Origin of the sequence: Congzhengia minquanensis, from assembly GCF_014384785.1 — a bacterium.
Taxonomy (GTDB): Bacteria; Bacillota; Clostridia; order UBA1381; family UBA9506; genus Congzhengia; species Congzhengia minquanensis.
The window spans coordinates 102225-124480 of sequence record NZ_JACRSU010000003.1 but is presented as its reverse complement, the minus strand read 5'-3'; the positions used below and the strand labels follow the sequence as shown (position 1 = coordinate 124480).

Below are 22256 nucleotides of genomic sequence, written 5' to 3'. Positions count from 1 at the left end.
AAGGCAGATGGTGTTATGAACAGAAAAATATATGATACAATAAAAATACTTTCTGTTTGGACAGCACTTGTTGTTTTACTTGCAGGCAATATTACCTACGCGCATGGAATTGCCGGAGAAGCTTTTACACCGGAGGAACAGGACTATATTACCCGGAAAAAAACCGTAAAGGCCGCTGTGATAGACGATTGGCAGCCCATTTCGTCGTTAGACGGCAAATATGGTGCGCCGCGGGGACTTGCCGTTGATATTATAAGACGATTTGAGAAAGAAACAGGCCTAACAGTAGAATATATTGAGGCAAAAGACTACATGCACGCCATAAAAATGGCAGAAAACGGCCAAGCTGATATTGCGGTTTTAGCAGCAGTCTATTCCGATGAACAAAACACCTATCAGTTAGAGCTTTCCGACGCCTATTTAGAATCCGGAATGATGATGCTGCGCAGCAAAAATACAGATTTGAGCGATGCAGCGAAATATACAGTAGCGGAAATAGAAGGCTATCCCATTCTTTCTCAAAATCCTTCCATTATACATAAGTCCTTTCACACACCGGCAGAATGTCTGGCGGCGATCCGTGCAGGACAGGTTGATGCTATGTATTGCAATATTTATACCGGTCTCAGTTATACTCAGAGATATACAAACCGGGAACTTGTGTCTATCCCCATCAATGTCAGCGTGCAGCTAAGGTTTGGAATTTGCACAAATGAAAGTGCAGTATTAAAACCGCTGCTGAACCGGACTATTGCAGGCATCAACAGAAATGATATCAACGAAAGCCTGACGTATAACCGAACCATTTCCGTCAAAAGCCTGGGGGATTTTGTTTATTCCTACCCCTTTGAAATTATCTGTGTGCTTATAACGATTTCTGTTCTGACAATTATGAGCATTGTTATCTATATGCGGATTAAAAACCGTCAGAGTGTTTCCATACAGGGATACGCCGCAAGCTATCAAATGTTTGCCGATACCGTAGGCGAGGCAGGCTTTAAATATGACTATATGACAGACAAATTGTCGCTGTTCGGTAAATCTGCAAACAAACTGGCCATGCCTTCTGAAATCAGCAATTTCAGCGCTTATTTGGAAAGACCGGACAAAGAAATATCCTTAACCAATCAGCAATTTGAAAAAATGCTCTCCGATGGGCTGGAGCAGAAAGCCTATGACGTCGAATTGACCTGTAAGCTCAACAACGGAAAATGGCAGCACTTCCGTTTGACTTTCTCCGTGGTTTCTACTGCAGAATCCTATCACAGACCGATTAGCTTACTTGGTTTTCTTACCAATGCGGAAAAAGCATATCAGGAAAAAGAGCAGCTGATTAAGCTGGGCATGTATGACAATATCACCGGGCTTTATAACAGGGCCGGTGCAGAGTCGGAAATAAAGAAACGGCTTGCGCCCGGAACAGACATCACAAACGACTTGCTGCTGATGATAGACGTAGATCATTTTAAGCATTTCAATGATGTTTACGGACATCAGTGCGGCGATGCTGTGTTAAAGTGTATGGGATACCATTTAAAACGTATTTTTTATGAAGAAGACATTCTCTGCCGTTGGGGTGGCGACGAATTTATGCTGTATATCATAAACGCTGCCGAAAATATGGAATCCATCGAGCAGAAATGTGAGGCCTTGCAGACAGCAATGAAAGAATGCAGCTATGAAAACGTTTCTCTGCCTGCTACACTCAGTATCGGAGGCGCAATCATCGGAAGCCGGTCTGTCGAGGAAACGTTCCAATTGGCAGATAAGGCGCTTTATACAGTGAAAGAGCAAGGAAGAGATGCTATTCAGATCATAACAGAATGACGGGAGAAGGTAAAATATGAAAGGATTTCAGAATATCACTTCTTTTTTTAATGAAACATATGAATATGCTTTTTCTCCTGTTCCTTCAGAAAAAAGAAAAGCTACCGCAAAGCTTGCGCTTATTCTGTTCGGCTTTGCGCTTTCTACCTCCGGGATGACAATCGGCGTTCAGCTGGGCAGTGCCATGCCGTTTTGGAATGCGATTGCTGCCTCCCTGACCGGAAATGTAGTTTTATGCATTATTGCTGCTTTTTGGGGCATGGCCGGTTACGAGTCAGGTTATACCAGCGTAAATCTGATACAAAAAATATTGGGCGGTAAAGTTGCTTCTGTATTTTCCGTATTGATTATACTTGCAATGATTATCTGGGTTGGCATAAACGGGGAATGGCTGGCAAATATTTTCATTGTCCTTTTCCCAAGCTGGCCGTTCCCGGCTGTGATTACTACCCTATTCATCCTATCAATCAGTATATTTTTAGCGTGCAACGGCTGGAAAGGCATGGTTATTGTCAGCGGTATCTCTGTCCCGATTATCATCGTTTTGACCATATACAATATCATACATCTCGGAACAATAAAAGGCGGCTTTGGCTTTTTGCTGCACGGCCAGCCGGAAGCTCAGCTGTCTTTTGGCGCCGCATGTACGCTGATTGTCGGAAATTTCTGTATGTCCGCCACCACTATGCCGGATATCTGCCGTTTTGCGAAAAGCAGACGTTCCGTTATATTGTGTGTGTTGGCCTATGCAGCTACGCTTATACTTGGTAATCTGTACGGTATTTTTATTGCCCGTGCAATGGATGCGCAGAACCTGACCTATGGAATCTTACTTTTGCAAATGGCAATTCCGAGTATCATCTGGCTGGCATTATGTTCGTACACTACTCAGATCGTAAATTTATATACTGGCAGCCTTGCATTGCAGAGTCTCGTAAAAAGAACCTTTTTGGGAGGAAACCTTTCCCATAAAACAGTGGTGTTTTTCATGGGAGGGCTGGCCATTCTCGTTGGTGTGGCAAGAATGTCGAATTATTTATCGCATTTTACCCGTTCGCTGGTGTTAAGCGTCATGCTATTGGCGGGACTGGCAATCGCAGAAGTGCTCCTCCGCAAGAAACTGGAGCCGCCTAAAAGCACCATTCCCTTTATCGCGTGGCTGTCAGGCATTGCCGGCGGATGTCTCATATGGTATTTGAAAGGACTGCAAATCTGGACCATTCCTGTGATCCCCACAGTAATTTTCTATATCCTGCTGCGCATCCGGTATATAAAATAATATAATATGCAACAATTTTTACTCAAATATAAGATAACCTCTTGTTTTATCAAGGCTTTTTCATGAAGTCCTCTCAAGCCGTTACAGCACTTTTACAATGTTCCGCCTTTTTTCGTCACACTTTGTTGCTTTTTGCCCTTTCCTCTGATATAATAAAGTTTAAGATAAATTTTGGGAGGCTTAAACCATGTCTGAACCATTCGATGAAAACAACAAAGGTGAAAATTTAAACAACACAGGTATTTACGACTTTGATGATAAATATAAAGAAACAAAATATAACGATGATATTGCGGGAATTTTAAAAACCGCCAACCGTGAATCGGAGCGTAGCCGCGCTCTTGCCGCTCAACGGCGTAAGGCCAGAAAAAAGCGGATTATCACCCGCCTTTCCATTGTCATTGTGGCTTTTCTGCTTGTGCTGACACTTGTCATTACAGGTATTGTCGCCGCGGTGCGGGGCATCGCCGGTTTGTTTGGCGGCGGCAAAAAGGACAAGCCGGACATTGCCCAGCTTGTTTCCAGCGCGGACCTTGCCGCCGCGGGCTACGACTATGACAAGGCCATTGACATTATCCAATCCTACGGCGAGAAATATGAAAAAAAGAAAGAACTAAAGGCTGCGATTTTAAAATATGAGGATGGGAAAGCAAAGCTGGTAAAGTTTGAAGACAACACCAAAATTCCACACATTTCGTTCCGCACGCTTGTTTATGACACGTCGAAAGCCTTCGACAAAGACGAAAGCGCGGATAAATATGACCGCAATATGGTTACCGTTACGGAGTTTTCGAAAATGTTAGACAGTCTATACAGCCGGGGATATGTTTTGGTGGACTTAAACGACATCGCCAAAAGCAGCAGCGACGGCTTTGAATTTTGCGATATCTATCTGCCCGAGGGCAAAAAGCCCCTTGTTCTTTCTCAGGAAGACGTTTCTTACTACACCAGTTTAAAAGGTGATGGGTTTGCGTCAAAAATCGTTATCGGCGAAGACGGGCTTCCGGCCTGCGAATATACAGACGAAAACGGCACTGTTACCACCGGTGCTTTCGATTTGGTGCCGATTTTAGAAAGCTTTATCAATAAACATCCGGACTTTTCTTATCAAGGTGCCCGGGCAACCCTGGCCGTTACTGGATATGACGGCGTTTTGGGCTACCGCACCAATCCAAATGGCGAGGGGTATCAAGAAGGCGATATCGAGAAAGCAAAAACCGTGGCCAACCGGTTAAAGGAGCTGGGCTATACCTTTGCCAGCAACAGCTGGGCCTACACATCATATGCCAACAACAGCTTGGAAAGGCTGAAAACCGACACCGACCGCTGGGAAACCGAGGTTGAACCTATTGTGGGCAGCACAAATATTTTAATATATGCCGGCGGGACAGACATTGTGAAAAGCGGCGAATATAAAGAGGATAACGAAAAGTTTAAATACTTAAAAACAAAAGGGTTTAACATATTCTGTCCGGCAAATTCAAACCAGTCCAGCGTGACCATGGGGAATGACTATCTCCGCCAGGGCCGGCGGGTAATCGGTGGCAATGAGCTTTATTACAGCGCGGACAAGCTGGAGGATTTGTTTGACGTCAGCAAAATTTTAGACATAACGCGGCCTGTGAAAAACACAGTATCATAAGAAAAACTTTACAGCACAGGCTCTATATGGTTGGAAACAGAAAAGCTGCATATACTATCAATAAAATAATAAAGGAGTAATGTGAAATGGCAAACAGATTTATTTTAAACGAAACATCCTATCACGGCGCCGGTGCAATTAACGAAATTGCCCAAGAAGCCAAAGGCCGCGGATTTCACAAGGCTTTTGTATGTTCCGACCCGGACCTTATCAAATTTGGCGTGACAAAAAAGGTGCTGAATGTTCTGGAGGGCGCAGGCCTCGCATATGAGGTTTACAGCGATATAAAGCCCAACCCCACCATTGAAAATGTGCAGCACGGAGTTAAGGCATTTCAGGCAGCACAGGCCGACTATATCATTGCCATTGGCGGCGGTTCCTCAATGGATACGGCTAAGGCCATCGGCATTATTATTACCAACCCCGAATTTTCAGACGTGAGAAGTCTGGAAGGGGTTGCCCCCACTAAGAACAAATGTATTCCCATTTTTGCCGTTCCCACCACAGCGGGCACAGCGGCTGAAGTTACCATTAACTATGTAATCACTGATGCAGAAAAAAACCGTAAAATGGTCTGTGTTGACCCCCACGATATTCCGGTGGTTGCCTTTGTGGACTCTGACATGATGGAGTCCATGCCGAAAGGCCTCACCGCGGCTACCGGCATGGATGCCCTTACCCACGCAATTGAGGGCTACATCACCTTGGGAGCCTGGGAGCTCTCCGACATGTTCCACTTAAAGGCTATTGAAATCATTTCCCGCTCTTTAAGGGGAGCGGTTGAAAACACCTCCGAGGGACGGGAAGGCATGGCGCTGGGACAGTATGTGGCCGGAATGGGCTTTTCCAACGTTGGGCTTGGCATTGTTCATTCCATGGCGCACCCCTTAGGCGCGCTGTATGATACGCCTCATGGTGTGGCGAACGCTATCATTTTACCTACGGTTATGGAATATAATGCAGAGGCCGCCGGCGAGAAATATCGGGAAATTGCCCGGGCTATGGGTGTGAAAAACGTGGATTCCATGGACGCTTCGGAATATCGCAAAGCGGCAATTGACGCAGTGAAACAGCTATCTAAAGACGTAGGCATTCCTGCTGATTTAAAAGAAATTGTAAATCCCAAAGACATTCCATTCCTGGCCCAGTCTGCATTTGAAGATGCTTGCCGTCCGGGAAACCCCAGGGACACCTGTGTGGAAGATATTATAAAACTGTATGAGTCATTACTGTAAGCGCCAAAAAAACTCCGGGCATATATGCCCGGAGTTTTTTTATTTTTCTCTTGACAAAGAATCTTTTTCCTGCTATACTTAATACATAGAATATCTATGTATATAGAATTTATATGTATAGGAGTGATCACATGAAAATCAACAAGGAACTGATGAAAGGCAGCACCTCCATTTTAATTTTGTCGCTGTTGGAGAAAAGGGATATGTATGGCTACCAGATAACCCAAGAGCTGAAAAAGCAGTCGGAAAACATTTTTGAGCTTAAGGAGGGCACGCTCTACCCCATGCTGCACGGTCTGGAAAATGAAAGCGCCATTGCCTCTTATTGGTTTGACGCAGACAACGGCAAGCGCAGAAAATATTATCAGATTACGCCGCTGGGCAAAAAGCTGTTAATTGAGAAAAAAAGAGAGTGGAAAACCTATTCCAATGCAGTAAACACCATAATTGGCTCTGTTTCCAGCATAACCGCGTTTAGGGGGGCCTGCTATGAATAAAATAAGCGCCTTTTTAGACCAAATCTGTCTACATATTTCCTGCAAGGCGGTGCACAGCGAAGTCCGGCAGGAGCTTTCCGAGCATATTGACGAATTAAAAGACACCTATCTGTCTGAGGGCTTGAACGAAGACGAAGCTTTAAACAAAGCCATTGCCGCCATGGGGGATGCAGATGTAATCGGCACGCGGCTGGACAAACAGCACCGTCCGCAAATTGAGTGGTCGCTTTTGCTGCTGACGGTTCTCATTGCGCTTTTCGGCGGGGCAGCCATGTATTTCATCGGTCAAGATTCCGGGCAAATTCAATTTCCCCGCTATTTATTCTTTTCCGGTGTGGGCTTAGCCGTGCTTCTTTCCGTTACCATGTTCGACTACACAAAGCTTTTCAAATTATCCTGGTTTTTCTATGCCGCCGTTAACCTTATATTGATTTTGGGCTTGTTCGGCGCCCGGATAAACGGCTCACACAGAGTCGTATATTTTGCAGGATATGGTTTTTCGCCTGCGGGGCTTCTGCACTTCACCATTATTCCACTGTCTGTGTGGCTGTGCCGGGCAGAGCGATGGTCTGATTTTATCAAGCTTTTTTTGCTTGCCGCTTTTCCAATGGTGCTCACCGCCCTATATCCATCCATGATTAACATTTTAATTTTTGCGGTAATGCTCCTTGTGTCGGCAGCTGTGGCGGTTTTAAAAAGCAATACGCTGCAAAACAAAAAGCAATATATCCTTATCTGCTGTCTGTTTCTGCTTCTTGCCGCAGTGATTGGATTCTTTCTCATGCCGGAATATTTAAGGGCAAAACTCCGGGCATTTATCGACTATAACGCCGACCCGCTGGGCGCAGGATATCTGCCCATGACGGCCCAGAAGTGGCTCATGGCATCAAAGCCAATCGGCGCCACAAATTTCGATATTTTAGGCGCGCCCATCGACCGAACTATGCCCAATGCCGCAAATGAATATGTATTGGTAAACATTATTACAAAATTCGGTTGGATTGCGGGACTTTTTCTGGTTGCTGTGGTAATCGTGTTTTTGGTCCGGCTGTTTTTAACGGTGAGCAAAGTAAAAAACAGGTTTGGTTTTTTCCTTTCCCTCTCCGCCTGCCTGGTGCTGACGATTAAATTTGTGTTCAGCATTTTAATGAATTTTAATTTGTTTCCTTTTGCAGACCTTTCTGTTCCGCTCATTTCCTACGGCGGTGCGGACTATTGTGTAACAATGGCTCTCATCGGCATCATCCTCAGCGTATGGCGCAGAAACAACATTGTGCCTGCCGGAAAAAGAAAAACCGGGCAGATGAAAGAGAAAAACAAATTTTTATCCTTTCATGACGGGAAGCTGATTATTGATTTCAAAAAGAAGTAAAAAAACCGCCGGGCTAATTGCCCGGCGGTTCTGTTTTTAATATCCGATTTTCTTTAAATATTCACGGCTGAGCTTTGCTGCTTCCATTGGCGGACGGTCAACCGACGCATCCTGCTCAACGATCGCATAGGCAGCTCCTGCTTCTTCGGCGGCTTTTAAGATCGCCGGGAAGTCCTGCAGGCCCATGCCAACGGGACGGAACTCAAACCCATTGTCTTCCCTTGTGGTTTTAATTTCCTTGCCGTTTTCGTCAATCAGCGCATAGGCAGGGCCGCCTGCAAACCGTTTGCAGGTAAAGTCCTTCAAATGCACTACCGGGCTTCTGCCGGTATATTTCTTCAAATATTCACAGGGGTCGTAGCCGGCATATTTCACCCAGCAGGTATCAACCTCGGTTTGGAGTAAATCTGAAGGAACAGACTCATAGAGCCAGTCTAACAAAAATTTATCTTCAAACTTCTGGAATTCAAAATCGTGGTTGTGGTAAAGAAGCTGAATGCCGTTGTCCTTTAACAGCCGGCCCACTTTTGTGATGTCTGCTATTACGTTGTCATAGTGGTCGCAGCCCTTGTGGTCTTCCGCCGCCATCCACGGAATTGCGGCATAGTCTGCACCAATGGTTTTTAAATAGTCGGCAGCCTTTTGTCCCTCTTCTAAAAACAGGTTATAAGCCTGGTGAACGGAAACACATGTGAGGCCGATTTCGTCCAGCATAGATCTTACTTCCTCTGCGCTGTGGTCGAAGTAGCCGGCAAACTCAACATAGTCGTAACCGATTTCCTTAACCTTTTTCAATGCGGCATACATATCCTGCGCCATGTCGTCGCGCACAGAATACAGCTGCAAACCAATTTTTAAGTTTCCCATATCAATCAAACCTCCGGAAGTTCAATTGCAATTTCCTTGCCAATTTTAGCAGATTTTACAATACCATCGATAATTGCCTGGTTGTAAAGAATCTGGCTTGTGGGAACAGGCGCTTTTCCGCCTTCTTTTACAGCGTCTAAGAAAGAGCGAACCTTTTTGTAGAAGCAGGACTGGGTCGGGTCGTTGGGGTCTACAAAGATTTTGGGAACAACTGTTTCAAGCTGCGAGCCTGCCACCTCTGTGTAAATTACCATCGGCTTATCTAACTCGCCGTTCCAGCACTCTGTCGAAGGAATGCGCAAAGATGCCTTTGAACCCATGATAATGGTGTCTCCCGGTGTGTCTAAGTGCATTGCCCATGCAATTCTGAAGTCTAAAATAATGCCGCCCTCTAAACGAACAAAACCTGCCGCAAAATCTTCAACGCCGAAAAGATCAGCATATTCAGCCGGCTTGCCGTCCATTTCAAAATAGTGAGGGTCTTTACCGAAGAAGTTTGAGGTGTAGCCCGTAACGGTTAACGGCTTCGGATAGCCAATTGCGTTTAACACCATATCTAACGAATAGCAGCCAATGTCGCCCATTGCGCCGATAACGCCGGTGTCCTCCTGAATAAAGGTTGTGCCGAACGGCGTAGGAATACCGTGACGTCTGCCGCCGCCTGTCTGAATATAATAAATTTTGCCAAGCACACCGCTGTCCACAATTGCTTTAATTTTCTGCATATTGGGGTCAAGACGGGGCTGGAAGCCGATGGAAATAATTTTGCCGCTTTCCTTTTCTGCTTTCATAATTTCCAATGCTTCTTCAGTTGTTACGCACATGGGTTTTTCAAGCAAAACGTTAACGCCTTTTTTCAGTGCATAAATTGCGCACTCTGCGTGGGTTTTGTTGTATGTACAAATGCTGACAGCGTCCAGCTCGGGCTCTGCATCGAGCATGGAAACGTGGTCGGGATAGCAGCGTGCGCCGGTAACGCCGTTCTCTTTAAAAAACGCCTCTGCTTTTCCGGGAATTAAGTCTGCGCCCGCGATAATTTCAACGTCGGGCATCTGAAGATACTGCTGAATGTGCGCACCGGCAATCCAACCTGTTCCGATGATACCAACTTTCACCTTTTTGCTGGCGTCAATTTCTTTGTTACCGCTGGCGGTATTTTTGAATGCGTCTAAATTTTCTCCTGCCATGTTTTTTCATCCTTCCTTATTGAAATATAAAATAATAGACAATTGGTAATCGTTTTCATGATAAAAGAAACCACCATCTATACCGCCTTTCATATTACCAAATTCCCACTGAAAAGTCAAGAGTAAACATAAAAAATTCAAAAAAATTTTGCCCCCGCATGAAGGTGCAAAAAGTGGTTAAACTAATCAAAAACAAAGAAAAGGAAATGATACCTGTGGAAATTTTAAGCGTAACCCTAACCGCCTTGCTTTCCGTTGCCGTTATGTTTATTTTGGCAAAGCTCATTGGAAACCGGGCAATTTCACAAATGAATCTATTCGATTATGTGAACAGCATCACCATCGGTTCCATTGCGGCGGAGCTTGCTACGTCAGACGTTGAAAATATGTTAGACCCGCTGGTGGCTATGGTGATTTATGCCATTGCGGTGATTGTGTTTGCCCAAATTTCCTGCAAATCCTTGGGGTTTCGCCGGTTCGTGGAGGGGCGTACGATCATTTTAATGAAAAACGGAAAGATTTATAACAAAAACTTTGACAAGGCAAAAATTGACATCAACGAATTTTTAATGCAGTGCCGGCTGCTGGGATATTTCAATTTGAACGACATAAAAACCGCTGTGCAGGAGTCCAACGGAAAAATCAGTATTCTGCCAACCACTGCGGCGCGGCCTGTTAAAACCCAGGACCTAAAATTAACGCCAGCAGAAGACACCTTATACACCAACGTGATTTTAGACGGCAAGGTGCTTTCCGGCAACCTGCAAAATGCGGGCTATAACGAAGACTGGCTGAATAAAGAGCTGAAAAAACAAAACATTTCGCATATTAAAGACATTTATCTTGCCGTATGCAGCAAAAACGGTGATTTTTATGTATATGAAAAGCAAGACCGCAAAGACAAAAAAGACATGTTCGATTTATAAAAAAACAAACCGCGAATCACCCCGCGGTTTGTTTTTTATCAGACAATCCTTTTTTGATAGCACACAAAATCGTGCTCAAACAAACGTGCCGTGCCAAAGCTTTGAAACCCCTCACCCTCATACAGCCGTTTTACCACCGGCTGGCCGCAGCTTGCAATGAGGCGAATGGTGTCAAACCCCTGTTGTTTGCACAGCTCTATGGCCTCTTTGAGCACCAGCCTGCTAAGGCCCTTGCCCCGCATTTGTGAAACCAGCCCGAACCGGGCGATTTCGCACGGGCGGCAGGCCGCCCCGTCCCAGGGCAAGCAGTTTAACTCTCCGTTTTCGCCTGCGGCAATCAATCCTGCGTCCCGGTAATCCATTTGAATGATATATAACGTGCCCGCGGCAATGTCCTGTTTTAAAATTTCCTCGTTCGGATAGTCCTCGTTCCAAGTGCTGTAAGGCGCATTTACCGCCTCCCTGCACAGGGACAGCAGCTTCTTTAAATCCTTATAATCCGCTTTGCAAAATGAAATGTTCATATGTATTTCCCAACCTGTTTTGAATATTTTTGAACCATTTCGCTTGTCCACGAAAGAAGCGTTTGCGTTATGGTTTCAAACTCCGCTTTTAAAAGCGTTTCATCACTTTTTAAACGCTGTCCCGCGTCTAAAAGTTCCCGCTCTGTTTTGTCCGCAGCGGCGTAAAGCTCCGCTCTCGTTCTAAAAAACGTTCCTGTTTCACAAAACAACCTTGCCCGCATAACAAAGGCCGCCGTTTTGCATAAACCGTTCAGCACCGCGCCGCTTTGTCCGTGCAAAAAGTTATGGGAAGCACCGTGATAAATTCCGCACGCGCCGGCAACGACCGCACGCACCGCCTCTTCCCGGCCGGGGGCCGGAACAAAATAGTCCAAAGAGCCAATGATCGGAACCGTGTCGTAATAAAACTGGAACAAATCTGCCCTTTCCCAGCCGGAAATCTCCTTCTCGCCCGCAACAAACCCGCAGATTTTTTCCCGATAATCCATATGGTCAATGGCCTTGCGGTACTGTTTCAAGTCGTCTGCCGTAACCTGGTCTAAAATTAAAACCACGTCAATGTCGCTGTTTTCGTCCGCTTCGCCCCGGGAATAGCTTCCCTGAAGCCCCAAAAACAAAATCCGGCTGTGAAACAGACCTTTTATTTTCTCTTCATATTCTTTCAACCATTTTTCCAGATCCATGAATGGCACCTCCGTTCATAAACAATACTATACCATAAACCTTCGCCTCCTGCAACTTGTTTTATATACGTTTTATTTTTCCTGGGCCTATTATGTTTTGTGCTTTCTTACTGCAAAAAAGACGGCGACCTGGTAGAGGTAATTTGAAAAGACAAAATCCTATTAGGACTGATCGTTCTATTTGGCCTCATTTCCATGGGGATTCTTTATTATTCTGCATTTTAATGCTCCCATAAATGATCACCCCACCAGTTTGGTAAAAGTTCCCCCAACGTAATTGTTTTTAGGCCGTCTAGGTCTGTTAAAATTTCTATATTCGCGCTGTCCCGTCCAAGCTGCATGAAAAACTCCCGGCAGGCGCCGCAGGGGTAGCCACAGGTTCCGTCTCCCATCACACACACCAGTTTTATGATTTTGCTTTCACCATTGGTAATCATGTTTGCAATGGCGTTTCGTTCGGCGCACATTCCAAGAGTGCAGGCCGTGTCAATGCACACGCCGGTGTAAATGTTCCCCTTTTCTGTCAGCACAGCCGCTGCCACGCCTCCGCTTTCCACAAATGGCGAGATAACCTTTGGGTTCAGCTTTTGTTTTGCCGCATTATATAATTGTTTCCAAATTTCATTCATACTGTTTCATTCCTTTCTAAACATCGTTTTACTAAAATTTTGCATAATTTTCCATACATGTTTTTGTGCATAATTACCTATTTTTTTATTATTATTGACATATTTTTATTCATATAGTATAATACCATTAAAAAAAGGAGGGGTTAAAATGTCAGATTCTGAAATTATGGCGTTTATTTTAGGTTCACTCGCAACGATAAGCATAATTGCTATCGTTTACTATGTTCTTTTAGTAATTGCGCAGTGGAAAATATTCACCAAGGCCGGGGAAGCCGGCTGGAAATCAATTATCCCGATTCTGAACGGGCACGTTCTGTATCGGATATGCTGGAAACCGTCCATGTTCTGGATATGTGTTGTTGCAGCAATTCTTGCTGGAATCTTTAACAGCATGCAAAACAGTTTGGCAGCCATTATCGCACTCATTTTGTATATTGTTGTTGCCGTTATTTCCATTATCCAATATTTTAAGCTATCAAAAGCATTTGGGCACGGTGTGGGATTTGCAATCGGATTAATTTTATTAAACCCTATTTTTATGCTCATTCTTGGGTTTGGAAGCTCTACATATGCAGAGCATAACTGAAACAAATGAACAGACAAAAAGTTTATGAAAAACGCCCGCGCAAAGCGCGGGTGTTTTTCATAACATGGAATGTTCATCTAACTTGTTCTTTCAATGTCTCAGACATTGAAAATCTTTTACAATCTGTTGTTTCTCTAATGATCAAACAAGGTTAAATTATTTTTATCAACAGTAGAATTCTATTGGATAGGCTAAATACGAAATTTCATCTAATTCGTCAACAGTTACCAAACCGGACGGCGCATTTAATACACTCGGAATGCGATTGACAATAGTTGCGCATGTATGCTCAACTGTAGCAGGTTTGACTACATGAAATTCGGTATTCGGTTCGCCAATAATTTTCCAATCGCACATATCGCCATCATCGGGACCATATACCTTGCCTATGCATCTGGTTTCAATGATTGGACCTTGAAATGTTTCAGTTTCTACCACAGCCGCCATTCCAATACACTCTCCTTTAGGGATTGTTCGTTGCATTGTAGAGGAATAAACATCATCTTCCTTAAAATACGGAACACACTTTTGCGTCTGACTTTTAATTGTAAGTCCAAGCTTTGCGGCAAGGCTTTCGTTTGAGTTCCATACATAGCATGGTTCTATAGTTTCAGGATGTGCAATTTGATTTTCAAATTCATCTGCACTTAATCCTACCCCATGAGCTTTTGCCAAGGCCAAACCATAATCTTCAACATTATAGCTTACTGCGCCTTCAATTTTTTTGATACTATTACAACTCCCAGCAATCATACCGACCATGTTTATCCAGAAAGTATCCTCCATTCCGCTTCCGACAAATGTGCAGCCATGTTCTTTGGCAATAACGTCAAGAGTATTAGCACGTACAGGGTCGGTTGTCCAACAATAGGTAGCCTCCTCGCAGGTCGAGATGACGTTGATTCCACGACTCAGACATTTAACAAAGTGTTCGTAGCAGTCACTAACCAGACTGAAAAGTGTAACAACTGCGATATCAGCATCGGTGTTGTCCAAGATTTCGTCGGCATTGCTATTGATAATCACACCCGTTTTGACACCAAGCTCTGCAAAATCACCAATATCCATTCCGACCACTTCAGGGTTTATATCAATTGCACCAACAATTTGTACTCCGTGCTCGTACATATATCGCAATGTATATTTACTCATTTTTCCGCATCCATACTGAATAGCTTTAATTTTTTCCATAAATAATACTCCTCTTTCCTTAAACAGCGCCCGCACAGCCCACGACTACGGGTTTTGCTGAAAATTCTGTACCATAACAGTTATTTGCCATTATGATGTACCAAATTTGATAAAATATACATATAGCACTGAAAAAGAACCATTTAGTTACAATTAAGTAAATTGTAAAAAGCCAACTGTCATATTTCAAACAATTGACTATATAAATTGATTGGCTGTGTAAATACATATGAAAAAGGATATATTAGATGGCTTAACCCTTCCAAAAAAGATACCTATGCGCCGCAGGCACATACTCGCGAAAAGGCGGCAGTAACTGTAAGCCGTTGCGAGCGAGCTTGCAAGTGAACAGGCATAAGCGTGCCTTTTTGCGAAAGAGGAGCGGCAGCCGTTCAAGTGAAGCCGTATTTTCGCATGAAAATGCGGCGAACCAAAAGGTTCGCCGCAACGTGGAGGCGCCACCCAGATTTGAACTGGGGAATCAGGGTGTTGCAGACCCATGCCTTACCACTTGGCTATGGCGCCGTTTCATTCAATTTTGAAACTAAAATCTTGCCTTAACTTTAAGGCAAGATTTTAGTTTTTGGAGCGGAAGACGAGATTCGAACTCGCGACGTTCACCTTGGCAAGGTGACGCTCTACCACTGAGCCACTCCCGCACAATAACATCTAAAAAATAACACGGTGGTGCCTCCGGGCGGAATCGAACCACCGACACAGGGATTTTCAGTCCCTTGCTCTACCGACTGAGCTACAGAGGCAAAAATTGGCGACTCGGATGGGGTTCGAACCCACGACCTCCAGCGTGACAGGCTGGCATTCTAACCAACTGAACTACCGAGCCGCATTCAATAAAATTTTCCTGCGACTTTGTTATTATAGCATAATCATCTGGCACTGTCAAGAGTTTTTTTAATTTTTTGCCTCACAATCATAATATATGTGAAATCCGCAGTGATATTCCATGATTTTTTCAGAATTCTATGTAAGCCGCCGTATGGCGGCTTTTGAAAACACGATTACCGGCAGAAACAGCCGCCGTGGTCGAAATCACCGCAGGAGTCGTCGCCGGCTTCCTCAACAATGCGGCGCACTTCCCGAAGTGCCTCCTGTGCTTCACAGGCGCTTTCTGCTGCTTTTGCAGCAGCAGCTTCAGCCGCACAAGCGGCTTCTTTTGCTGTGCAAGCAGCTTCACATGCGGCCTTTTCAGCACGTTCTGCCATACAGGCGGCCCTTTCAGCAGCGCGGACTGCGCGCTCTAATTCGTTTCTGTTAAAATTGTTTGATCCTGAACAACAAGACATAAAATAAAACCTCCAAGATAATTGATTGGGAACAAATCCCAATATCAGTATATGTCATATTTTGTCGTTCGTGACATACATTATATCAAAAAGCGGCACGCCAAATGGCGTGCCGCAACAATGCGAACTGCTATCTTTTTTTGCAAAAAAAATCGGAGCAAGCAAAGCTTACTCCGATGTGGTGGGCGCTACAGGGCTCGAACCTGTGACCCTCTGCTTGTAAGGCAGATGCTCTCCCAGCTGAGCTAAGCGCCCACATGTTGGTTCTAAAACCAACAAAAATTATTATACACGAAAGACAAAAGAATGTCAAGCAAAATTTTTTATTTTTTTGCTTTTTTTAAAAGCGCGTCCAACTCAAATTCAGAAAATTCATAAACTTCAGGGCAAAATCTGCATGTTACCTGGGCGCCGTGGTCTTCCTCCATCATTTTCTTCAGTTCTTCTTCTCCCAGCGAAATGAGCGCCCGCTCAATTTTCTGTCTGCTGCAGTCGCATCGGTATTCATACTCCACTTCGTCTAAATATTTAAAAAACAGGCCTGCAAAAACGCTGGTAATAATTAAATCGGCAGAAGCTCCATTTTCCAGCATAGTGGTTATAGAGTCGAGCCCTTTTACATTTTCTTCGATTAATGCGGCGGTTTCCTCGTCACAGCCCGGCATGAGCTGAACAAACAGTCCCCCCGCCTGCTTCACGCTGTAATCCGTATCCACCAAAACGCCTAAAGACACAGCCGTGGGAATTTGCTGTGACTTGGCGAAATAATAGGTAAAGTCCTCCGCAATCTCTCCCGAAACCAGCGGCACCTGCCCCACATAGGGCTCCTTTAACCCCAAATCCATGGTGACAGCCAAAGACCCTTTGCCAACTGCGCCGCCAACGTCTAACTTACCGTTCTTTTTCAACGGAAGGTCTACATCAGGATTCCCCACACAGCCTTTCACGGCGCCCCGTCCGTCGGCCGTGCACACAATGGAACCCAGCGGCCCGTCCCCTTTTATAATGGCCGAAACCGTGTCCTCTTCCGACTTCATTCCGCTGCCGATCAGCGCCGTCATGGTTAAGGTTCTGCCCAAAGCCGCCGTGGCAGCCGGTGATGTTTGATGTATCTCAAAGGCTCTTTGCACAATGTCGCGGCTGTCAACAAAGCTTACCCGCACCAGTCCTTCCGAATCAATTGCACGTTTTATCACACTCATGTTTTTAAAACCTTTCTAAAAAATGCAAAGCCCCATAACCTTTTCGATTACGGGGCTGATTGGTATGTGTTGCATTGAATTTAAGTGTCACATATAAAAACTAAATTAGCATATATATATGAAGCCCAAAATCTGAAGATTACGCCCTTGTGACATTTGCTGCCTGGGGACCTTTTGCACCTTCAACAACTTCGAACTGTACGTCCATACCTTCGTCAAGTGTTTTAAAGCCGTCCATTGCGATCGCTGAGAAATGAACGAATACGTCTGTACCGTCTTCAGCAGCAATGAAGCCAAAACCCTTCTGTGCATTAAACCATTTCACTTTGCCTGTCTGCATTTAAGATGTTCCTCCTGAAAAAAATAAAATCTGTACATATTGCACATCATTAAATATAGCACACGCGCGCTTTAAAGTCAACCTTTTTCCAAAAAATTTAAATAATTAATTTTGTGAATGGACAAAACGCAGAAAAAATGGTATACTAAAAATAAATATAACGTGGAGGTTAGAAAACAAATGAGTGAATGTACACACGACTGCGAATCCTGCGGGCAGGATTGTTCTGAAAGAAAAACAAGCTTTTTGGAAGAACCCCACAGGCTTTCGCATATAAAAAAAGTAATCGGCGTAGTCAGCGGCAAAGGCGGCGTGGGAAAATCCTCCGTCACCTCCATGCTGGCGGTGCTCACCCGGAGGGACGGGTTTAAAACCGCAATTTTAGACGCAGACGTTACCGGCCCGTCTATCCCCAAGGCCTTTGGGTTAAAGCAAAAGGCCGCCGGAACCGAGGAGGGAATTTTGCCGGTGCGGACCAAAACCGGCATTGACGTAATGTCGATTAATTTGCTGCTGGAAAACGACACAGACCCGGTGGTTTGGCGCGGGCCGGTGATTGCAGGAACCGTGAAGCAGTTTTGGACCGATGTAATCTGGGACGATGTGGACTTTATGTTTGTGGACATGCCCCCGGGAACGGGCGACGTGCCGCTGACGGTGTTCCAGTCTATCCCCGTGGACGGGATTATTGTTGTCACCTCGCCCCAGCAGCTGGTTTCCATGATAGTGGAAAAGGCCGTGAAAATGGCGGAAATGATGAATGTGCCGGTTTTGGGAATTGTGGAGAACATGTCTTATTTTGAATGTCCCGACTGCAAGAAAAAACACGCGGTATTCGGCGAAAGCCACATTGAGGATATTGCCGCAAAATATGGAATTCAAAACATTGCAAAGCTTCCCATTACAGGTGAAATTGCCTCTGCCTGCGACAAGGGAATTGTGGAGCTTTTGGGCGCTCAATGGCTGAACGAAATGGCAGACGCCGTGGAAAATCTGCTGTAGGCGGCAGGCCAATTAAAAAAATTTTGAAAAAGCAACATAAAAAACCGCTGGCTGTGAAAACTATCATTGTTTAGCCGCAGTCAGCCGCCGGAATGAAACGCTCTGTTTCCCGCGGAAAATCCGCGGCGGAATGGAGCGTTTTTATGTATGCGTTAATTGCCTTTGCACCAATTTTAATCACGCTGATTTTAATGACAGTTCTGAACTGGTCTGCGAAACGTGCGCTGCCCATTGCGTGGCTGGTGGCGTGTATTGCAGGTATCTTCGCGTGGAAAATGCGTTTTGTCACCGTTGCCGCCTGTACGGTTTATGGATTTTTAAGCTCCATTGAAGTTCTGCTGGTGATTTTCGGGGCAATTTTAATTATGAACACGTTAAAATGCTCCGGCGCCATGTCTGCCATCAATCACGGTTTCACCCGCGTCAGTTCCGACAAGCGGATTCAGGCCATTATCATTTGCTGGATGTTCGGCTCGTTTATTGAAGGCGCGGCAGGTTTCGGCACGCCCGCGGCGCTGGCAGCTCCGCTTTTGGTAAGCCTGGGATTTCCGCCCCTGGCCGCAGCCACTGTGGCGTTAATTTTTGATTCTACCGCCGTTTCCTTCGGTGCGGTGGGAACGCCGGTATCTACCGCTTTAACCCAGCTGGGCACAAGCGTGGGGCCGGAGTTTGCAGGAAAGCTTTCTGTTTGGACCGCTTTGCCCCACGCGGTAATGGGTATTTTTGTTCCCTTTTTGGGGGTTGCGGTGCTGACGAAGGTGTTCGGCAAAGAAAAGTCCATAAAACCAGCATTGGCCGTTTTGCCCTTTGCCCTCTTCTCCGGCATTGTGTTTTCTGTACCCTATGTGATTGTAGCGGCGGTGTTTGGCTATGAGTTTCCGGCACTTTTAGCGGCGCTCATTGGCCTGATTGTTACCGTTTTTGCCGCAAAGAAGAAATTTTTAGTTCCAAAAAACACCTGGGGATTTGCACCGGAAACCGAGTGGAAGCCAGACTGGCGCTCGAAAACAGAACTGGAACGGGCAAAGCCCTCCGATATGCCCTTGTGGCTGGCCTGGGCGCCCTACGTGCTGATTGCGGCCATTTTGGTTATTACGAGAATTCCGGAGCTGGGCATAAAGAACATCATCAACACCAATGCGTCTTTCCCGTTTGTTTTTCAGTTTAACAATATTTTTGGCGTAGAGCAGTTAGATTTTTCATTAAAATGGGCCAACATTCCCGGTGTTCTGCCCTTTATCCCTGTAGCCATTTTAACCCATTTCATGCACAAAATGAGCTTAGACGAGGTGAAAACTGCCTGGATTGACACCTTCAAACAAATTGGCGGTGCGGCGGTGGCTATTATTTTCGGCATTGCCTTGGTGCAGGTGATGAAGTTTTCCGACATCAACGAAAGCGGTCTGCACAACATGATGGTAATTATGGCGGAGTTTATTTCAAACGCCGGCGCGTCTGTTTTTGTGGTGCTGTCTCCCATCATCGGCATTTTGGGTTCTTTCATATCCGGTTCAAACGCCGTCTCCAACCTTTTGTTTACCAATCTGCAGTTTGAAACTGCCCAGGCGCTGAATCTGTCCACCGTGCTGGTGGTGGCCATGCAGGTAATCGGCGGCGCCATCGGCAACGTCACCTGCATCAACAACGCCGTAGCCGTGTGCGCCACTGTGGGCACCTCCGGCGCGGAGGGAAAAATTATTAAAACAAACATTTTGCCCTCCGCCATTTATACGGTTGTTATCATCGGCATTTTTGCCCTGCTGTTTGCGGTCGGGTTCAACCCGTAAAATTTGTTTGTTGAAAACAAATTTCCGACAAAAGTATGTTAGCCGGTTCTTATAAGAACCGGCTAACATAAAATAATATTGCATTTTAAAACACTTATTTAAAGGCTCGTTTTAAATCCGTTGCCCACAAATCAGTTGTGTTTTTTATCTAAGCAAATCAAGGCTGTTCGAGCCTTCTAAATTTGCAATGGTCATCATCCGGTAGGCGCCGCACCAGGCAGAGAGACAGTCGTTAAAATGCCCCCGTTCCTCGCAGGTGGGACGATACTTCGTCCAGCGGCACTGAAAAAATCCCTCATTTTGGCCGCCCAACGGCCGGGTTTGACCGTGGATTTCCTGCTTCGTATCCTCTGTGATACACAAAATTGCATTGCACCACATGGCTTTGGCACGGTCGATCCACTTTTTGTCACCCGTTAGCTCTGCAAGCCGCACAAACTCTGTCACAGGGGCAGCCCCCCATGCATCTATCGCAGGGTGTTCTGCGGAGACCGCCGTCCCACCCGTGGTGTAATAGTTAAATTGGTTAAAATCACTGTCCGGTGCGCTTAACGTATCGTAAACAAACATCCATGAACAGAAATAATAGGCCGCCTTTTGGGCTGTTTCCAAAAAATGCGGCTCTTTGCTGATGTCGTAAAGCATTAATGACGACGTGATAAAGGGATACACCGTTTCCTTATCTACACAGGCGCAATCTAATGCCCCAGCCGTACAAACAAACTCGTCTATATCACGTTTGGTATAAAGTGCATGAGCATGCTTCGCGCAGATTAGATAGGCTTCGTTATGCGTTAATAGATAGGTCTCGAGCAGACCGGTTATCACAAATCCGCCGATAGAGCCGACTGTTGAAACAGGCTTTGCGTTCATCGTCCAGGTCTTTCCGAAACCTGTTTCTTCATTAAAATGGGTGCAGAAAAAGTCTGCCAGGCGAATGCAGAAGTTTAAATACTTTGGCTTGTCTGTTCCAATTTTTTGCATGAACTGATACATCCGCGCAAATTCCGCCAGCGCCCAGCCTAAATTGCACGTGTCAACCACAACATCTTTCTCTCCGTTGTAATAGTGCTGGAATTCCGTATACACCAGCCCATTTTCCAGTTGTTTTTCTGCCCAGCTGTCAAACACATTTACCGCGTTATTCAAAAGCTCTGTGTCCCCCGTTTTGTATCCGTGCCGAGCGAGCATGCGCGCATTCAGCAATCCCTGATCTGCCCAGCCAATTTCAAACCGTTCATTCCAGCGCTGAATTCGCGTATTTTCCGGGTCCTGCAAAAGCTTTGCAAGCGCACTGTCTGAAAGTTTGCCAGAATGCTGCAGGCTGTAAGTTTTCGGCGAAAAATTTGTATAAATCATTTTGTGTCCGTGGAAATCGCCCATGAGCTGACGGGCAAATGCAATTCCTAACTCCCACACGCGCTCAGGAGATTTATCCGGCGTTTTTTTATTTTTAAAAACATCAGAAACTCTATCCAACAAATTTGCCATGGCAAAGTTTTTCCATTTAGGCACACAGACAAACACAAACAAATTAAGACAAATCGTTTCACCGGGTGCAAGGTGAAAATACTGATCAAATCGCTCTGTCATCCTGTTTTTTCCTGAATAAGTCACAGGTGCTTCCGTGACCGGATGATACAGCTTGTGCACAAAAGTGCCGTCGTCTCTTTTTATGAGAGAGCAGGCGCTCTCTAAGCTATGTGCGTCGCAGTCTGACGCAAACAGCGCGGCACCGAAATTTTCGTTTTCTGACACAGTGCAGGATGGTATGCCCTCCCTGTCGTAAGCAAAGATCCAGGACGCGCCGTCTTTTGTCAGACCTGCGGGCGATCCTCCGGCGCCAAACTGATTTCCATTATACAACACACAGGGAATTACATACTTTTCCGGTACGAAACAGGTTTTCACCGTAAATATGGATTTAAACTGTTTTGATGTGTCCGACGCATTACATATGGTTCTTGTAACGCGAAACAACCCGCCAGACAAATCTTTAATTTTATCCGCAATGCGCAACCCTTCTCCGCAAAAAGATCTTGTGCCGCTTTCTTCCTTTTCCAGAGTTAATTCCGTCACATCTCCGCTTATCGTTTCGAGCTGTGCGTTTTCAAAAGAAAGAATCGCATGATCTTTTTCCTTAGATATCTGAAAAGTTTTATCAATAAACAATTTT

20 protein-coding genes and 5 tRNA genes are annotated in these 22256 nt (G+C 45.3%); 10 read left to right on the top strand and 15 right to left on the bottom strand.

The window, feature by feature from the left end:
- Positions 1–15 precede the first annotated feature (15 nt).
- From H8698_RS08365 to H8698_RS08340, 6 genes are all read left to right on the top strand, one after another.
- Positions 16–1827 (top strand): transporter substrate-binding domain-containing diguanylate cyclase, encoded by a 1812-nt coding sequence (locus tag H8698_RS08365; protein ID WP_249312779.1) that lies wholly within the window; start codon positions 16–18, stop codon positions 1825–1827.
- A gap of 16 nt (positions 1828–1843) precedes the next feature.
- Positions 1844–3106 (top strand): purine-cytosine permease family protein, encoded by a 1263-nt coding sequence (locus H8698_RS08360; protein ID WP_249312778.1) that lies wholly within the window; start codon positions 1844–1846, stop codon positions 3104–3106.
- A gap of 187 nt (positions 3107–3293) precedes the next feature.
- Complete coding sequence (locus tag H8698_RS08355; protein WP_249312777.1) at positions 3294–4748, top strand: polysaccharide deacetylase family protein; 1455 nt, start codon at positions 3294–3296, stop codon at positions 4746–4748.
- 86 nt (positions 4749–4834) lie between these two features.
- Positions 4835–5983, top strand: coding sequence for a lactaldehyde reductase (gene fucO, locus H8698_RS08350; protein ID WP_249312776.1), 1149 nt, complete (start codon positions 4835–4837; stop codon positions 5981–5983).
- 131 nt (positions 5984–6114) lie between these two features.
- Positions 6115–6480, top strand: coding sequence for a PadR family transcriptional regulator (locus tag H8698_RS08345; RefSeq protein WP_249312775.1), 366 nt, complete (start codon positions 6115–6117; stop codon positions 6478–6480).
- A complete protein-coding gene (locus tag H8698_RS08340) occupies positions 6473–7852 on the top strand; it encodes an FtsW/RodA/SpoVE family cell cycle protein (RefSeq protein ID WP_249312774.1) in 1380 nt (459 codons plus the stop codon). Before H8698_RS08345 ends, H8698_RS08340 begins: the two co-directional genes overlap by 8 nt.
- Before the next feature lie 36 nt (positions 7853–7888).
- On the opposite strand, the gene H8698_RS08335 is transcribed toward H8698_RS08340, so the two are convergent.
- Together H8698_RS08335 and H8698_RS08330 are read right to left on the bottom strand one after the other, a co-directional pair.
- Entirely contained in the window at positions 7889–8719 is an 831-nt protein-coding gene (locus H8698_RS08335) for a sugar phosphate isomerase/epimerase family protein (RefSeq protein ID WP_249312773.1), read from the bottom strand.
- A 5-nt stretch (positions 8720–8724) separates the two neighbouring features.
- Positions 8725–9906 (bottom strand): Gfo/Idh/MocA family protein, encoded by a 1182-nt coding sequence (locus H8698_RS08330; RefSeq protein ID WP_177678140.1) that lies wholly within the window; start codon positions 9904–9906, stop codon positions 8725–8727.
- A gap of 173 nt (positions 9907–10079) precedes the next feature.
- Here H8698_RS08330 and H8698_RS08325 point away from each other — a divergent pair, with 173 nt between their 5' ends.
- Positions 10080–10832, top strand: a complete 753-nt coding sequence (locus H8698_RS08325; protein ID WP_249312772.1) for a YetF domain-containing protein — start codon at positions 10080–10082, stop codon at positions 10830–10832.
- A 38-nt stretch (positions 10833–10870) separates the two neighbouring features.
- On the opposite strand, the gene H8698_RS08320 is transcribed toward H8698_RS08325, so the two are convergent.
- The 3 genes from H8698_RS08320 to H8698_RS08310 form a co-directional block, all read right to left on the bottom strand.
- Entirely contained in the window at positions 10871–11356 is a 486-nt protein-coding gene (locus tag H8698_RS08320; RefSeq protein WP_249312767.1) for a GNAT family N-acetyltransferase, read from the bottom strand.
- On the bottom strand, positions 11353–12039 hold the full coding sequence (locus H8698_RS08315; RefSeq protein ID WP_249312765.1) for a nucleotidyltransferase domain-containing protein: 687 nt from the start codon (positions 12037–12039) through the stop codon (positions 11353–11355). The genes H8698_RS08320 and H8698_RS08315 overlap by 4 nt, the downstream gene beginning before the upstream one ends.
- Positions 12040–12260: 221 nt before the next feature.
- Positions 12261–12668 (bottom strand): cytidine deaminase family protein, encoded by a 408-nt coding sequence (locus tag H8698_RS08310; protein ID WP_249312764.1) that lies wholly within the window; start codon positions 12666–12668, stop codon positions 12261–12263.
- Positions 12669–12816: 148 nt separating this feature from the next.
- Between H8698_RS08310 and H8698_RS08305 the strand changes: the two genes are divergently transcribed.
- Positions 12817–13254, top strand: a complete 438-nt coding sequence (locus tag H8698_RS08305; protein ID WP_177678129.1) for a DUF5684 domain-containing protein — start codon at positions 12817–12819, stop codon at positions 13252–13254.
- A 165-nt stretch (positions 13255–13419) separates the two neighbouring features.
- Here H8698_RS08305 and H8698_RS08300 read toward each other — a convergent pair whose 3' ends face one another.
- The 9 genes from H8698_RS08300 to H8698_RS08260 form a co-directional block, all read right to left on the bottom strand.
- A complete protein-coding gene (locus H8698_RS08300) occupies positions 13420–14445 on the bottom strand; it encodes an NAD(P)H-dependent amine dehydrogenase family protein (RefSeq protein ID WP_249312763.1) in 1026 nt (341 codons plus the stop codon).
- A gap of 450 nt (positions 14446–14895) precedes the next feature.
- A tRNA-Cys gene (locus H8698_RS08295) sits at positions 14896–14970 on the bottom strand.
- 59 nt (positions 14971–15029) lie between these two features.
- Positions 15030–15104 (bottom strand) — tRNA-Gly (locus tag H8698_RS08290).
- A 26-nt stretch (positions 15105–15130) separates the two neighbouring features.
- Positions 15131–15206 (bottom strand) — tRNA-Phe (locus H8698_RS08285).
- Positions 15207–15212: 6 nt separating this feature from the next.
- Positions 15213–15289, bottom strand: a tRNA-Asp gene (locus tag H8698_RS08280).
- Between the two features lie 175 nt (positions 15290–15464).
- Entirely contained in the window at positions 15465–15749 is a 285-nt protein-coding gene (locus H8698_RS08275) for a hypothetical protein (RefSeq protein ID WP_177678125.1), read from the bottom strand.
- A gap of 179 nt (positions 15750–15928) precedes the next feature.
- A tRNA-Val gene (locus H8698_RS08270) sits at positions 15929–16004 on the bottom strand.
- A 68-nt stretch (positions 16005–16072) separates the two neighbouring features.
- Positions 16073–16951 carry an Hsp33 family molecular chaperone HslO gene (hslO, locus tag H8698_RS08265; protein ID WP_249312762.1) on the bottom strand — a complete coding sequence of 293 codons (879 nt, stop codon included), beginning with the start codon at positions 16949–16951 and terminating at the stop codon, positions 16073–16075.
- 139 nt (positions 16952–17090) lie between these two features.
- Complete coding sequence (locus tag H8698_RS08260) at positions 17091–17291, bottom strand: cold-shock protein (RefSeq protein WP_177678786.1); 201 nt, start codon at positions 17289–17291, stop codon at positions 17091–17093.
- Between the two features lie 180 nt (positions 17292–17471).
- On the opposite strand from H8698_RS08260, the gene H8698_RS08255 reads away from it, so the two are divergent.
- Positions 17472–18293, top strand: a complete 822-nt coding sequence (locus tag H8698_RS08255; RefSeq protein ID WP_177678784.1) for an Mrp/NBP35 family ATP-binding protein — start codon at positions 17472–17474, stop codon at positions 18291–18293.
- 143 nt (positions 18294–18436) lie between these two features.
- Complete coding sequence (locus H8698_RS08250) at positions 18437–20080, top strand: L-lactate permease (RefSeq protein WP_249312761.1); 1644 nt, start codon at positions 18437–18439, stop codon at positions 20078–20080.
- A gap of 144 nt (positions 20081–20224) precedes the next feature.
- Here H8698_RS08250 and H8698_RS08245 read toward each other — a convergent pair whose 3' ends face one another.
- Positions 20225–22252: a hypothetical protein gene (locus tag H8698_RS08245; protein ID WP_249312760.1), complete on the bottom strand. Its 2028-nt coding sequence runs from the start codon at positions 22250–22252 to the stop codon at positions 20225–20227.
- Positions 22253–22256: the final 4 nt, after the last annotated feature.